Raw genomic sequence first — 14,276 nt, forward strand, 5'->3', positions numbered from 1 at the left:
CGGCGTTCCGGTGGGCTCCGGCAGCATGGAGACCGAGCCGTCGATGGGCGAACAGACACTTACCTTCACCGCGATCTCCGCGGGGACCCCCGACCCCCGGGAGTCCGCAGCGGCCCGGGTCGAGGACGACGATCCGCCCACAGGCGAGATCGACCTCCCCGGCGACCTGGCCGGGGACACCGTCTACTCGGACTTCGGCGCGTTCGAGGACTCCGAGGACGACGATCTCGCCGCCTCCGGAGACGATCCGGCCGGTTCACGCGATCTCGACGATCCGATCGACCTGGACGATCCGGTGGCCCTCGGCGACCTGGACGACCTCGACCTGGAAGACGACCAGGACGATCGGGTTGATCTGGACGACCTGGCCGGAGACGACGTCGGCAAGTCCGACCGGGACTCCGGGAAGATCGACGCGTTCGACTTCGGTGTGGGTGCGCGGCCCGAACGTGAACCGCGCGTCCCCGACCCGATCGCCAAGCAGGTCGAGGCGGCGCTTTCGACGCTGCGCGAACTCATCGGCGGGATCCGGCTCGGACTGGAGCTGCCCGGGGTGGAGAAGGCGAGGAAGTCCCGGCAGGAGATCCTCGCCCAGCTCGACGACTACGTGGTGCCCAGGCTCACCTTCTCCACGGCACCCGCGCTCGTCGTCGTGGCCGGATCCACCGGCGCGGGCAAATCGACCCTCGTCAACACCCTCGCGGGCGCGAAGGTCAGCGCCACCGGGGTACGCCGCCCCACCACCAGCGTCCCCGTCCTCGTGTTCCACCCGTCCGACCGGGCTTGGTTCCAGGAGGGCGGTGTCCTTCCCGACCTGGTCGCGACGGCCGGGGCGCCGGAGCAGGCGCAGATCGTGCTCACCGAGACCGAGCGGCTGCCCGAGGGGGTGGCCGTACTCGACACCCCCGACATCGACTCGGTGGTGGAGGAGAACCACGCGGTCGCGCACCGGCTCCTCGCCGCGGCCGACCTGTGGGTGTTCGTGACCACGGCCGCCCGGTACGCCGACGCGCCGGCGTGGCGGCTGCTCCGCCTGGCCAAGGAGCGCGGGGCGAGACTGGCGATCGTGCTGTCCCGGGTGCCGGGGCGGTCGAAAGACGTGGTCGTCGCCCACTTCACCCGCATGCTGGAGGACTACGGCCTCGGTGACGTGGAGCGGTTCGTCATCCCCGAGTGCGCGGTGACCGACGGCAGGCTCCCCTCGGCCGAGGTCACCGAGCTGCGGATGTGGCTTGCCGAGCTCTCCGTGGACGAGGAGAGCCGCGACCGGGCCGTCCAGCAGACGCTCTCCGGGGTGCTGGACAGTTTCCGGACCCGGATCCCCGAGCTCGCGCGGCACCTGGAGGCCCAGGTCGCCTTCCGGGCGGAGATGCGCGCCGACGTCGAGGCGGCGTACGGCACGGCGCTGGCGGAGATCGACGAGGCGATGCGGAGCGGCTCGCTGCTCCGCGGCGAGATCCTCGCCCGATGGCAGGACTTCTCCGGAACGGGGGAGCTCATCCGAAGCCTGCACGTCGGCCGCTCCCGCCGGCTCCGCGCGCCCGGGAGCAAGCACCAGGAGCCGGCCCGGGCCGGCACGTTGAAGGCCGCCATCCGCTCCGGACTCGAGGCCGTGATCATCGCTGCGGCGCATCGGGCGTCCGAGGAGGTCGTGGTCCGCTGGGGCTACCGGGCCCCCGCGGGGACCGCGCTCGCCGCGACCCCGGGGCTCGGCCGGGCCTCCGAGGAGCTGATCCGCCGGGCCACCCGTGCCATCGGCGCCTGGCAGGAGCACGTCCTGGAGCTCATCCGCACCCATGGGGTGGCCAAGCGATCGGTCGCCAGGGTCGTCTCGTTCGACGAAGAGGCGCTGGCGATGGTCTTCACCGTCGGCCTGCTCGGCTACGGCACCTCCGACGTGCGGATCGAGACGGGGACGAGTGTGATGCCCCAGCGGCTGCTTCGTGCCCTGTTCGGCGCCGAGTATCTGCGGAACATGAGCGCCAAGGCGCGCAACGACCTGCGGGCCCGGGTCAGCATGCTCTTCGACGAAGAGATGATCAGGTACGCCGACGCGCTCGACCACGCCGGGATCCCCGACGAGAACGCCGCCACCCATCTGTACCAGGCCACGTACAACCTCGAGGTCGCACGATGACGACAGTCACGACGTCCGGCAACGATCTCGCCGCGCGCCTGACCGCGCTCTCCAGGATCGTCGAGTTCGGCGCCGACCGGGTCGAGCCGCGGGCGCTCGCGGAGGCCAGGCAGTTGCTCGGCCGGGCCGGGGACCGGCTGGCGCTCTCGGGCGAGCACACGGTGGTGGCGCTCGCCGGTGGCACCGGCAGCGGAAAGTCGACCCTGTTCAACGCGGTCTGCGGGTTGGACCTGTCCCCGGTGGGGATGCGGCGGCCGACCACGTCGAACACGCACGCCTGTGTGTGGGGCCTGGAAGGGTCGGGACAGCTGCTCGACTGGCTTGGCGTCCAGTCGCGATACCGGTTCAACCGGGCCAGCGCGCTCGACCGGGACGACAACCGGCTCCACGGTCTGATTTTGCTCGACCTCCCCGACCACGACTCCATCCGGGCGCTCACCGACTACGAGGCCGATCGCATGATCGGTGTGGCCGACCTGATCGTCTGGGTGCTGGATCCGCAGAAGTACGCCGACGCGTCGGTCCACCGTAAGTACGTCACCGAGCTGGCTGGGCACGACGCCGTCACCGTGTTCGTCCTCAACCAGATCGACCGCCTCACCCCCGACGAGGTGGCCGAATGCGTCGATGACCTGCGGGATCTGCTGCGGCGGGAAGGCCTGGAGAACCCGATCATCGTCACCACCTCGGCGCTGACCAGGAAGGGCGTCGACGGGTTCCGGAGCGTCGTCGCCCAGATCGTGGCCACCAGGCGCGCCTCGGCTCAGCGCATCGCCGCGGACCTGGAGCGGATCGTGCCCCAGATCACGCCGCCTCTGCCCCCCGTGGAGATCGACGTGGTGGTCGATCGGCAGCGCCGAACGGGGCTCACCGACGCCCTCTGCGACGCCGTCGGGGTCGCCGCGGTCGCCGACACCGTGGAGAACGTCTACGCCGCGCGGTCGGTGGAGTGGGTGGGCTGGCCCTACGCCCGATGGGTCACCTCCCTCGGCACCGACCCACTGCGCACACTCAACCTCCACGGCTTCCGGGACGACATCAGGGCCGGCCTGACCGCGGCGTCGGTGAGCGCACAGCCCGCCGAGGTCGACAACGCCGTACAGTCCCTGGTGGATGGGGTAAGTTCCGGCATACCGGATAACTGGCGCTATGGCATCCGCGACATCGCCCGGGCCAACTCGGCGAACCTCCCCCGGGCGCTCGCCGATGAGCTGGTGAGCGTCGCCCCACGCCTGGATCACGTGCCCGGCTGGTGGCAACTCATGCGTCTGTGGCAATTTCTCCTGGTCCTCCTCGCCGTCGTCGGGGTGGTCTGGGCGGGCTCCCTCCTGCTGTTCGGCGTGCCGGAGTCGCAGACACCGGTTCCCTGGGTCGCCGCCGGGGTCGCCGTATCCCTGGGTCTGGGTCTGCTCACCGCCGTCGTCAGCCGCAACGTGGTCCGGCGCACCGCCGCCGCCGACCGGGAGCACCTCGAACGGGAGATGCGCGGGCGGGTCGAACGGATCGCCGAGGAGTCCGTGATCCTCCCGGTGGAGGGGGAGCTCGCCAGGTACGGGGAGTTCCACACGGCCCTGGCCACGGTCGGCGCGATCCAGCGGCCCATGGCGGGCCTGCGCGGATAGGGCTTCGGCTCCCCGGTCCCGCTCCGTACCGCACACGCCCCACCGCGCCCAACACACGTCGACTGTCGCCGGCCGCGCCGACGCGGAGCCGTCGATCGCCGCGTCGGTGAACGACGCAAGCGGGGAGGCGAGCCGCCGTACGTCGGGGGAGAGCGCAGGCGCACGGTGGGATTCCCGGTTCGTCGCATCGGTCAGGCGGCACGGGTCCGGCCATCGGGCCACCCTTCGCCGTCCTCGGCCGGAAGGCCCGCCTCCTCCGGCGGCTCGTACCCGGAGGAGTCCCCGTAGGACGACTCCCCGCCGTCGTCGATGGGTTCGACGCCCTGGGCCCACTCCCCGGTGTCCTCGTCGTGCCGCTTCATCGCCTGAGAGTCGCCGGGGATCGTCCACGCCCGGTCGGCTTTGCTGAACGTCGAGACACCCCACCGCAGGTCGTGGCCGAGGGCGACGGCTTCGAGCTCGATGGAGACCCGCCGGGTGCGTCCGTCCTCGAAGCTGCGGACGTTGAGCCTGCCGTGGGCGATGATCCGCTGTCCCACCCGGACCGACTGATGGACGTGGTCCGCGAGCTGACGCCAGCAGCGGACGTTGAGATAGACCGTGTTGCCGTCTTTCCAGCTCTCGGTCTGGCGGTCGAACTTGCGGGGTGTGGACGCGACACGCAACGTCAGGACGTGCACCCCGTTCGCGACTTCGGCGATCTTGGGTGTGGCGGTGACGTTGCCGACCACGGTGATATACGTTTCGTTCACAACGGCCTCCTGTCCTCAACGGGCCCGGCGCGCTGCCGAAGGCCACCGGACAAGCGTGGCCGAGCACCCGTCGGCCGACCTCGACCGAGCGCCGTTCTGTGGAAATCCCCACTCCCGACGATCACACCTGTGGACAACACGGGGAGCACCTCGGACAGCGCCCCGTCGCGAGGGGCAACCGTGGAGCCCGCCGACGGCGAAGCCGACGCGGGGGAATTGCGCAGACCGGTCGGCTGAAGGGTCGTGACGGCGTGGCCCTGCGCGGACGGCGCCGAGGTGGGGAGGGCGTCTGCGTCGGCGGGCGGACCGTTCGGAGGAGAGCATCCGCGGCGGGGCCGGCCGGGTGTGCCGGTGTGGGTTGCGGGAGTGGATTTATTCACCCGCGATGGATCGGATCCTCGGCGCCGACGGCGGGACCGCATGGGGATGCCGATCTTCAAACCGGACTTCGGTCCAGGTGAGACCCCTGCTTGGTGCATGCCGGATCACGCGGAGACCGGCCCGGCCGGGATGTCTCTCCAGCGGTGGGAGTTCCGGAGGAGGTCAAGAAGCCACCGGTTCAAGTCGCACTCTGCACGAGGCGCAATTATTGTGTTACACAACGTGATAGCAGTTGTGGCCTCACGGCACTCCGGGTGATCCGCGGATGATGGGGGAGGGATGTTGGCTCCCAGTCGGGCTGGTGTTGAAGGCGATGTGAGAAGGCGGCGGCGAACCGCGTGGCCGATTCGTCGCTGGCCACTGCTCACGCAGCGGCATCCCCTGATCGTTTATGTGGGCGCGGTCGTCTCACTCCACCTGTTCGCGATCGGGCTGTTCGCCGCGCAGACGGAGCTGCGCTGGCGTGAGCTGCTCACCTTCGTGGCGTTGACGATCTGCGGCGCGGTCTGCATCGAGGCCACCCGAAGACTCGGCATGCCGGCCGGGGTCTCCCGTGACCTGCTGTCCGCGTGGTGGCTCCCGGCGGCGCTCCTCCTACCGCCGGTCTACGCGTTGCTCGCGCCGGTGCCCCTGCAGATCCTGCTCCAGTTGCGTGTCCGCCCGACGATGCTCTTCCGCAGGGTGTTCAGCGCGGCCGCCATCGGGTTGTCCGCGCTCATGGCCTCGCTGGTGTTCCACGGGGCGGTGCCCGCGCCCCTGGAGAGTCCGAGCGCCTGGCTCCTCGGCTCCGGCATGAAGATCATGCTTGCCGTCGTCTGCGGGGTGCTCTTCACCGTCGCGAACACGGTCCTGGTCGCGGTCGCCGCGCACACCTCCGACCCCAAGGCCAGGTGGCGGGGTCTCTTCTGGAACCGCGAGACCCTCATCCTCGACATCGTCGAGCTCTGCCTCGGGGTCCTCGTGGCGATCACCTGCGCCCTCAGCCCGGCGCTGCTTCTGGTCACCCTGCCCCCCGTGGTCCTGCTCCAGCGGAGCCTGCTCCACGCCCAGTTGCAGGCGGCGGCGCGTACCGACGCCAAGACCGGCCTGCTCAACGCGGCGGCCTGGCAGCGGGAGGCCGACACCGAGATCGGGCGGGCCCAGCGCACCGGGGAGACCCTCGGGCTCCTCATCGTCGACATCGACCACTTCAAACGGGTCAACGACGGCTACGGGCACCTCGTCGGAGACCAGGTGCTCATCGCGGTGGCCGGGACGCTCCGCAACCAGCTCCGTGACTACGACGTCGTCGGGCGGTTCGGCGGCGAGGAGTTCGTCGTGCTGCTGCCCCGGGCCGACGTCGCCGAGGCCCGCAGGGTCGCCGAGCGGCTGCGCTCCCGGGTCGGCCGGCTTGCCGTCCCCGTAGACGACACGTTGATCACGGTCACGATCTCGGTGGGGGTCGCGATTCTCCGCACCCACGGGGACGACCTGATCGAGCTTCTCGCCGCCGCGGACCTCGCCCTCTACCGGGCCAAGGAACTCGGCCGCGACCGGGTCTGCGTACCGGTGGTCGCCACGCCCGCCCCGAGCACAGGGGATGAGGCCGCCCAACCGGGCTGAGGCCCGTCAGTCGGCCTCCCGCCAAGAGGTCGTCGACCACACGGGCGCGTGATGTGAGGGATGTCCGGGATAGGTGGGGACTGAGGGCGGCGATGGGTCGCGGCCAGGCCTTCCTCGATGACAGCACTGGACGAGAAAGGCCCTAGGCTTGCTGACATGCCGGAGTACATCTACACGTTGCAGCGCGTGCGCAAGGCGCACGGGGACAAGGTTGTCCTTGACAACGTCACGCTGTCGTTTCTGCCCGGGGCGAAGATCGGTGTGCTGGGTCCAAACGGCACGGGAAAGTCCACTCTGCTGAGGATGATGGCCGGTCTGGAACAGCCCTCCAACGGTGAGGCCCGGCTGATGCCGGGGTTCACCGTGGGAATGCTTCAGCAGGAGCCCCCGCTCAACGAGTCCAAGACGGTGCTGGGCAACGTCGAGGAAGGCGTGGCCGAGACCAAGGCGATGATCGATCGGTATTACGAGATCGGCGAGCTGATGGCCACCGACTACAGCGACGCCCTCCTCGAAGAGATGGGCAAGCTGCAGGAGCAGCTCGATCACCGCAACGCGTGGGATCTGGAGGCGCAGCTGGAGCAGGCGATGGACGCGCTGCGCTGCCCGCCTCCCGACGCCGAGGTGAGCAACCTTTCCGGTGGAGAACGCCGGAGGGTGGCGCTCTGCAAGCTTCTCCTCGAACAGCCCGACCTGCTTCTTCTCGACGAGCCCACCAACCACCTCGACGCCGAGAGCGTGCAGTGGCTGGAGTCCCACCTGGAGAAGTATCCGGGGACGGTGCTGGCGGTCACCCACGACCGGTACTTCCTGGACAACGTCGCCACCTGGATTCTGGAGCTGGACCGCGGCCGCTGCTACCCCTACGAGGGGAACTACTCGACCTATCTGGAGGCGAAGGCCGCCCGGATGAAGGTGGAGGGCCAAAAAGACGCCAAGCGCCGCAGGCGCCTGGAGGACGAGCTGGAGTGGGTGCGCTCCAATCCGAAGGCACGCCAGACGAAGAGCAAGGCCCGTCTGCAGCGCTATGAGGAGATGGCGGCGGAAGCCGACAAGTATCGCAAGCTCGACTTCGAGGAGATCCAGATCCCGCCGGGCCCGCGCCTGGGCTCCGTGGTGATCCAGGCGTCGGGACTGACCAAGGGGTTCGACGACCGGCTGCTGATGGAGAGCCTTTCGTTCGACCTTCCGCGCAACGGCATCGTCGGCATCATCGGCCCGAACGGGGTCGGCAAGACGACCCTCTTCCGGATGATCATGAGTTCGGAGAAGCCGGACTCCGGGTCGATCACGATCGGTGAGACGGTCAAGGTCTCCTACGCCGATCAGAGCCGCGGCGGCATCGACCCCGGCAAGAACGTGTGGGAGGTCGTCTCCGACGGGCTCGACCACATCAAGGTCGGTCACGTCGAGATGCCGTCCCGCGCCTACATCGCGGCCTTCGGGTTCAAAGGTCCCGACCAGCAGAAGAAGGCGGGTGTCCTCTCCGGCGGAGAGCGGAACCGGCTCAACCTGGCGATGACCCTCAAGCAGGGCGGCAACGTCCTCCTGCTCGACGAGCCCACCAACGACCTCGACACCGAGACCCTCTCCAGCCTGGAGAACGCCCTGCTCGACTTCCCCGGCTGCGCGGTCATCACCTCGCACGACCGGTGGTTCCTGGACCGGGTGGCGACGCACATCCTGGCCTGGGAGGAGGGCTCCAGCTGGTTCTGGTTCGAGGGCAACTTCGCCGACTACGAGAAGAACAAGATCGCACGCCTGGGTGCCGAGGCCGCCCGCCCGCACCGGGTGACCTATCGCAAGCTGACCCGCGAGTAGCGTCTCCGTCCGCCCGGTGGCGTCGGCGTCCACCGGGCGGGCCCGCTCACGACCCTTGGCACGCTGCGGTGCGGGCGGCGGCCTAGCCGGTGGGGGCGTTGATCAGGCTGTGCGCCGCGTAGACGAGGTAGTTCCATAGCTTGGTCTCCTGCTCCTCGGGGAGCTTGAGTTCCTCGACGGCGTCACGCATGTTCTTGAGCCAGGCGTCCCGCTCGCGTTCGCCGATCACGAACGGGTTGTGCCGCATACGCAGCCGCGGGTGGCCGCGTTCCCGGCTGTAGGTGTTCGGGCCGCCCCAGTACTGGATGAGAAAGAGGCGCAGGCGTTCCTCCGCACCCTCGAGGTCGGCTTCCGGATAGAGGGGAAGCAGGACCGGGTCCTCCGCCACCCCCTGGTAGAAGCGGTGGACGAGCCGGCGGAACGTCTCCTCACCGCCGACGGTCTCATAGAAACTCTCGGATTCGGACACGTAATCCAGATTAGGCCCTCTTCCGGGACGGTTCGGCCCGTGAGCCGTCGCCCCCGATCGTGATTCGGGGCACACGGTGCCGGTGCCGCGCCGGGCTTGCCCGTACCGAGGTCTCGGCGTGGAACGGAGCGCGGCCCCGAGGTGGGTCAGGAGGGGGCCGCGGCCAGGGAGATCCCTTCCCGGTCGAGTGCGTCCTTGACCCGGACCCGCAGTTCCCGGGAGACCTCCCACTGCTTGAGCGGCGCGGTCTTGACCACGACCCGGATGACGACGGCTTCGTGGGAGATGGCCTCGACGCCCCACACTTCGGGCTCTTCGAGGACGACCCCTTCCTCCAGGTCCCGCCAGAGTTTCACCGCGGTCTGCTTGAGCACCTCGCGTACCCGGGGGACGTCGGAGTCGTAGGAGACGGGGACGTCGAACACGGCCCGCGCCCAGCCCTGGGACTCGTTGCCGACCCGGATGATCTCGCCGTTGCGGACGTACCAGACGGCGCCGTTGACGTCGCGGAGGCGGGTGATCCGCAGAGTGACGGCTTCGACGGTGCCCTGGGCGTGCTGGACGTCGATGACGTCGCCGACGCCGAACTGGTCTTCGAGGATCATGAACAGACCGGAGAGGAAGTCCTTGATGACGTTCTGGGCGCCGAAGCCGACGGCGACCCCGATGACGCTCGCGCTGGCCAGCAACGGGCCGAGGGGGATGCCGAGCCGGCCGAGGATGGTGAGGACGGCGGTGCCCAGGATGATGATCGAGGCGATGGACTTGAGGAGGGAGTCCATGGTGCGGGCCCGCTGCCGCCGGCGTTCGGCGAGGAGCGCCGGGTTGCCGTCGAAGACCGTGGCGGTCCGGTAGCGGAGCCGTTCCGGCATGAGGCCGGTTCCCATACGGGTGGTGAGCTTGCCGATCAGCCGGTTCACGATCGCCCGGATGACGAACGCGATGATCAGGATCAGGAAGAGGTCCGCGACTCCCGCGACGAGGGGGACCCACTTGGCGTTGTCGAACATCTGGTTGAAGAGCGGGCAGATGAGCCCGTCGGTGCAGGATTCCATCAGCGCCTCGTCGGCCGGCTTGACGGGGAAGGTCGGGCTGGGCAGCGGCGAGGAGGGCGGTGCCGGTGTGGGCGTCGGCGTGGGTACGGACGTCGGTGTCGGCGTCGGCACGGGCACGGGTGACGGGCTCAACCCAATCAGCGCGGCCACGGGCGAGAGCACGAGGCGGATCCCCCTCGGATCGGATCGGGACTGTTACCTGGACATTACCGTCCTTTAGCCCCAGATCCGGCCGTTGTCATATACGCCGGGGAGCGGGAGCTCTCCGTCCTGGGCTGTTACAGGCGGACGGGGAGCGAACCGATGACGACGGCTGGGCGGTTACACGCACCCGGAAGCGTGGTCCTCGCCGTATCCGAGGGAGACACCCCTCATTCCCATACGGACGGTGCCGTATGGAGCCTATGAAGTCTTCCGTGCGGCCTCCGGGCGCCGGCGGGATGGACGCACAGGCGAAACCGGCGGGCGCCCGACATCCGGGGTCCGGATGTTCCGCACCGGACGTCCCGCCGGCCTCACCGTCGACCGCACGCGGCTGTGCGGATCCTTGTGAAGGCCTACGGCGGGGAGACCTCGTTCGGTCCCGGCGTAGGCGCTTCGCGGGCGAGCCCTCACTCGCCCACCGCTGCGAGGACCCGGGCGACCTTGGTCGCCGCACCCGCCGGGTCGTCGGCCCGGTGCATGCGCTCCCCCCAGGACCACCAGTAGTACTCCGTCGTCGCTTGGGCGTGACACGTGACGTTCTCCGCCAGGCTGGTCGCACGAGGGTTGATCACGCGGACGAAGGCTCGTCCCGACTGAGTCCGTACGACTCGCGCCAGCAATCCGTGCGAGTCCAGTGCGCAGACCAGTCGTTGCAGATGCCCGAAGTGTTCGTCCCCCACCTCGTGCCCACCTCCTGAGAAATCCCGGGCAACGGATGTGTGCGGAGGGTCTCGTTCCGGCCGCGTTCCGTTGCTGCTCCGCTCAACATGACTTACAAGTCGACAGCGGTCAACGTGCATAGCAAGCTCTACGGGGCTGTGGATATGCCATGCGGTGGCAGAGATCCCCGTCTGAGAAGAAGGTTCCGTCACCACAAGAGTTGTCAAGTCACACACACAGGTTGGGTCGGGCTGTCATCATCTGAAGGAAACGCAGTGGTCAACAGGTGTCACCCTGTGTTAATCGGTTGACTCACCGGTCGGGGCATGTAACTGGATGTACACGTCCAGCCGCAGGAGAGGGGCCGGGTTGTCCGGAAGGCAGCACAAGGAGATCGAGATCGCCCGGCGGATCCGTGCCAAGGGGATGGCGGCCGGGCAGAGCACGGCCCAGATCGCCGAAGAGGTGCATGAGACGTGCGGGCCCCAGTTCAACACCACGAAGATCAAAGCTCACCGCCTCTCCCACGGGATCGCCCTCGCCGATGTCATCGAGCAGGTTCGAGCACTGTTCGAGCGGGACGGCAAACCGCCGCCGGGGATCGGCGAGACACTCCTGTCGGCCTATGAAAGCGGGATGAAGCGTCCGGGTCCCGAGTATCTGCACTACCTGTGCTCGGTGTATCGGGTGGAGCCCGACGCGCTCGGGTACGACGGGCCGTGCATCTGCGGCCACGGCCATCGCATGCCCGGCGTCGTCCGGGGGGGATGCGCGGACGGGCTGGATCAGTCGCCGCCCCCTCGGGAACTCTGGCTGCAGCCGGGCTTCGCCCCGCCGTTCGGGGAACGGCGGGGGGACGAGGAGGAGGAGGTGCTCCGCCAGACGCTCCTCGACGTCCTCGCCCGGACCGGCCACGAGCTGGACGCGCAGGTCCTGGGGGCGGCCGACCGGGTTCGCCGCCGGATGGAGGACACCCTGGTGTCGGCGAGCGTCTCTCCCGCGATGCTCGACCAATGGGAAGAAATGATCATGGGGCTGGGCCGCCAGTACAGCAACACCGCCCCGCTGCGGCTCCTCTGCGACGTCCTGCTGGAGTTCAGCGGCGTCCGCCGGGCGTGTGAGCGCCGCCAGCCCATGGACCTGCACGAGCGGCTGTGCCGGATGGCGGCGCAGCTCTCCGGGCTGAGCGGCATGATCATGATCAATCTGGGCGACCACCGGCTCGCCCGCTCCTTCTTCCGGACCGGCAGGACGGCGGCCGACGAGACCGGTGATCGGGCGCTGCGGGCCTGGGTCATCGCCAGGGAAGCGCTGGTACCCCTCTACTACGGAGACCCACGCGAGGCCCTCACCCTCGCCAAGAAGAGCAAGGACCTGGCCGGCCAGACCCCCTGCGCGGCACAGGCCATGGCGCCCGTCGTCGAAGCCCGGGCCCTGGCCATGCTCTCGGGGTCGGGGCGCAAGGACGTCGTCGACCAGGCCAAACGGGCGCTCTCCAGGGCCAGGGCCGCCTACGCGCAGATGACCCCGTCGGAGAAGGACGACTCCGCCTTCGGATACACCGAACGCCAGCTCTACTTCCACCAGGGCGACGCCCTGGTCAAACTCGGGCAGGCCATGGAGGCCGACTTCCTTTTGGAGCAGGCGCTGGCGAAGTACGGCCCGCATGAGTGGCTAGATCGGACCCTCATCGGGTTCGACCGGGCCAAGTGCAAGATCCTTGAAGGGGACGTCGACGAGGCACTGGAACTGGGGCAGCGGACGGTCGAGTCCCTCGCATACGAGTACCGCACGGACATCGTGATGCGCAGAGCCCACGAGCTCGCCAAGTCCGCGGAGCTGGGTGGTAAGGCCAGTTCCTCCAGGCTCCGTTCGTACAAGGAGTCGCTCAAGGAACAGCAGGGGCGGCCCGGTACCTGATGCGCATCCGCCGGTATCTCCCCGCCGATCGGGACGAGGTGCTGGCACTCCATCGGGCCGGGCTGGCCGACGTCGGGGTACGGCCCGGCGACGGCGTCTACTACGAGGACGACCTGTCCCGAATCCCGGAAATCTATCTCCACGACGGGGGAGAGTTCCTCATCGGCCACATCGACGGACGGGTGATGGCGATGGGCGCGCTCCGGCGGGTCGGCGACGGGGTGGCTGAGATGTGCCGACTCCGGATCCACCCGGACTTTCACCGGCGCGGACACGGCTCGGCGATGCTCCGGGCGCTCGTCGATCACGCCCGGAGTCTCGGCTACACCGCACTCGTCGCGAACACCACCCTGGGCCAGCGGGCCGCGCTCGCCCTCTACCGCAAGTACGGCTGGCGCGAGCTCGGGCGGGCACGGGTCGGTGAGCACACCGTCGTCTATCTCGGTCGGCGGCTGGATCCGGCCGATTGAGGGAGGGGTCTCAGCCGCAGCAGCCGCCTCCGCAGCATCCTCCGCCGGAACCTCCGCGCGGCGCGGGGTCGCTCCCGCCGCGGCCGGTCACGGCCACGGTGGAGAGAAGTTTGACGGTGTCGTCGTGTCCCCCGGGGCAGACGGTCGGATCGTTCGCCTCGGCCATGGGACGGTTCTGCTCGAAGGTGGCTCCGCAGGCGCGGCAGCGGTAGTCGTATCGCGGCATGTGCCTAGCGTACGGGGCGACCCATCGGGTGGGTACAGGTCCCGGCGCCGCGGCGACGAGAGATCGCCGACGGCACCGGGGTCACCGTCTCACGCGGCCGATCGCGAGAGATAGGGCGCCCAGAGCGGGTCGCTGTCGTAGTGCGAGCCGATGAGCCGCCAGTGCGCACCCCGGGGGACGACGGGGGCGAAGGGCAGGGCCCATCCGAGCTCTTCCAGCAATCTGTCAGCCTTGCGATGGTTGCAGGACATGCAGGAGGCCACGCAGTTCTCCCAGGTGTGGGTACCCCCTCGGGAGCGTGGCACCACATGGTCGATCGTCTCGGCGCGGTGACCACAGTAGGCGCAGAGATAGTCGTCGCGCCGCATGAGCGCGGCGCGGGTCAGGGGGACACGGGACCGAAAAGGGATTTTCACGTACCGGCGTAACCGGATGACCGACGGCACGTCGATCACCTGTGTCGCCGAGTGCAGGACCGTACCTCGCTGATCGCGATGAACGACGTCGGCCTTGTCCCTCAAGATGAGCACGACGGCACGGCGCAGGGAGAGCGTCGTCAGCGGCTCGTAGGTGGCGTTCAACAACAGAACCTGGCGCATCACTCGACCCCCGCCGGGGTCGTCCAGGCACACTTGGCACAATCATGGGTCGCGTCGGTGATTTCACCGGGGCGCGACCCGGTTTGTCGGCCGCTGTCAAGCGGCCCGGGCGCATCCGTCACGAGGACCTCCGCCGGAAGCCCTGCGGACCCTTGCCGCAGCGGCCGTCCTGGTTAAGTGTGGCGTTTGATGCGGCCCTCTCGCCACCCCATAACGCCTCGGCCGGTGTGACGGGCGGACCCTCTGGCTGCTTTATAGCCGCTTTAGCAGTTTAATACACTCTGTGGAGGGAAAGATGCCCTAAAGGGCCTTAGTGTCTTTTTTGGTGCTGGGGTGGCGAGCGAGAAGACGTCCGGTG

At 68.9% G+C, this 14,276-nt stretch carries 12 protein-coding genes; 6 read left to right on the plus strand and 6 right to left on the minus strand.

Annotated elements, in window-relative coordinates; translation table 11 throughout:
* Positions 1 to 43: 43 nt before the first annotated feature.
* Positions 44 to 2,137, plus strand: a complete 2,094-nt coding sequence (locus RUR_RS26100; RefSeq protein ID WP_283137830.1) for a GTPase — start codon at positions 44 to 46, stop codon at positions 2,135 to 2,137.
* Positions 2,134 to 3,759, plus strand: a complete 1,626-nt coding sequence (locus tag RUR_RS26105; protein ID WP_283137831.1) for a GTPase — start codon at positions 2,134 to 2,136, stop codon at positions 3,757 to 3,759. Before RUR_RS26100 ends, RUR_RS26105 begins: the two co-directional genes overlap by 4 nt.
* 191 nt (positions 3,760 to 3,950) lie before the next feature.
* Here RUR_RS26105 and RUR_RS26110 read toward each other — a convergent pair whose 3' ends face one another.
* Positions 3,951 to 4,511: a single-stranded DNA-binding protein gene (locus tag RUR_RS26110; RefSeq protein ID WP_283137832.1), complete on the minus strand. Its 561-nt coding sequence runs from the start codon at positions 4,509 to 4,511 to the stop codon at positions 3,951 to 3,953.
* 774 nt (positions 4,512 to 5,285) lie between these two features.
* Here RUR_RS26110 and RUR_RS26115 point away from each other — a divergent pair.
* Positions 5,286 to 6,494 carry a GGDEF domain-containing protein gene (locus RUR_RS26115; RefSeq protein ID WP_283137833.1) on the plus strand — a complete coding sequence of 403 codons (1,209 nt, stop codon included), beginning with the start codon at positions 5,286 to 5,288 and terminating at the stop codon, positions 6,492 to 6,494.
* Between the two features lie 156 nt (positions 6,495 to 6,650).
* Positions 6,651 to 8,315 (plus strand): energy-dependent translational throttle protein EttA, encoded by a 1,665-nt coding sequence (gene ettA, locus RUR_RS26120; protein WP_283137834.1) that lies wholly within the window; start codon positions 6,651 to 6,653, stop codon positions 8,313 to 8,315.
* 82 nt (positions 8,316 to 8,397) lie between these two features.
* Here ettA and RUR_RS26125 read toward each other — a convergent pair whose 3' ends face one another.
* The 3 genes from RUR_RS26125 to RUR_RS26135 form a co-directional block, all read right to left on the minus strand.
* Complete coding sequence (locus RUR_RS26125; RefSeq protein ID WP_283137835.1) at positions 8,398 to 8,784, minus strand: globin; 387 nt, start codon at positions 8,782 to 8,784, stop codon at positions 8,398 to 8,400.
* 146 nt (positions 8,785 to 8,930) lie between these two features.
* Positions 8,931 to 10,001, minus strand: coding sequence for a mechanosensitive ion channel family protein (locus RUR_RS26130; RefSeq protein ID WP_283137836.1), 1,071 nt, complete (start codon positions 9,999 to 10,001; stop codon positions 8,931 to 8,933).
* A gap of 449 nt (positions 10,002 to 10,450) precedes the next feature.
* Entirely contained in the window at positions 10,451 to 10,723 is a 273-nt protein-coding gene (locus RUR_RS26135; RefSeq protein WP_283137837.1) for a hypothetical protein, read from the minus strand.
* Positions 10,724 to 11,072: 349 nt separating this feature from the next.
* Here RUR_RS26135 and RUR_RS26140 point away from each other — a divergent pair, with 349 nt between their 5' ends.
* Together RUR_RS26140 and RUR_RS26145 are read left to right on the plus strand one after the other, a co-directional pair.
* The gene (locus RUR_RS26140) at positions 11,073 to 12,623 is read left to right on the plus strand and encodes an NsdA family TPR-like regulatory protein (RefSeq protein ID WP_283137838.1); all 1,551 of its coding nucleotides are present in this window, start codon (positions 11,073 to 11,075) and stop codon (positions 12,621 to 12,623) included.
* Positions 12,623 to 13,093, plus strand: a complete 471-nt coding sequence (locus RUR_RS26145; RefSeq protein WP_283137839.1) for a GNAT family N-acetyltransferase — start codon at positions 12,623 to 12,625, stop codon at positions 13,091 to 13,093. The genes RUR_RS26140 and RUR_RS26145 overlap by 1 nt, the downstream gene beginning before the upstream one ends.
* A 10-nt stretch (positions 13,094 to 13,103) precedes the next feature.
* On the opposite strand, the gene RUR_RS26150 is transcribed toward RUR_RS26145, so the two are convergent.
* Together RUR_RS26150 and RUR_RS26155 are read right to left on the minus strand one after the other, a co-directional pair.
* Positions 13,104 to 13,319 carry an FmdB family zinc ribbon protein gene (locus RUR_RS26150; RefSeq protein ID WP_283137840.1) on the minus strand — a complete coding sequence of 72 codons (216 nt, stop codon included), beginning with the start codon at positions 13,317 to 13,319 and terminating at the stop codon, positions 13,104 to 13,106.
* An 89-nt stretch (positions 13,320 to 13,408) separates the two neighbouring features.
* Complete coding sequence (locus tag RUR_RS26155; protein WP_283137841.1) at positions 13,409 to 13,918, minus strand: HNH endonuclease; 510 nt, start codon at positions 13,916 to 13,918, stop codon at positions 13,409 to 13,411.
* Between the last annotated feature and the right edge of the window lie 358 nt (positions 13,919 to 14,276).

This window comes from Rhizohabitans arisaemae, assembly GCF_025996515.1.
Lineage (GTDB): Bacteria > Actinomycetota > Actinomycetes > Streptosporangiales > Streptosporangiaceae > Rhizohabitans > Rhizohabitans arisaemae.

Bases quoted from the DNA above. Each gene is read 5' to 3' on its own strand.
- RUR_RS26100 (WP_283137830.1), top strand. From the start codon at position 44: ATGGGCGAACAGACACTTACCTTCACCGCGATCTCCGCGGGGACCCCC.
- RUR_RS26105 (WP_283137831.1), top strand. From the start codon at position 2,134: ATGACGACAGTCACGACGTCCGGCAACGATCTCGCCGCGCGCCTGACC.
- ettA (WP_283137834.1), top strand. From the start codon at position 6,651: ATGCCGGAGTACATCTACACGTTGCAGCGCGTGCGCAAGGCGCACGGG.
- RUR_RS26145 (WP_283137839.1), top strand. From the start codon at position 12,623: ATGCGCATCCGCCGGTATCTCCCCGCCGATCGGGACGAGGTGCTGGCA.
- RUR_RS26150 (WP_283137840.1), bottom strand. From the start codon at position 13,319: ATGCCGCGATACGACTACCGCTGCCGCGCCTGCGGAGCCACCTTCGAG.
- RUR_RS26155 (WP_283137841.1), bottom strand. From the start codon at position 13,918: ATGCGCCAGGTTCTGTTGTTGAACGCCACCTACGAGCCGCTGACGACG.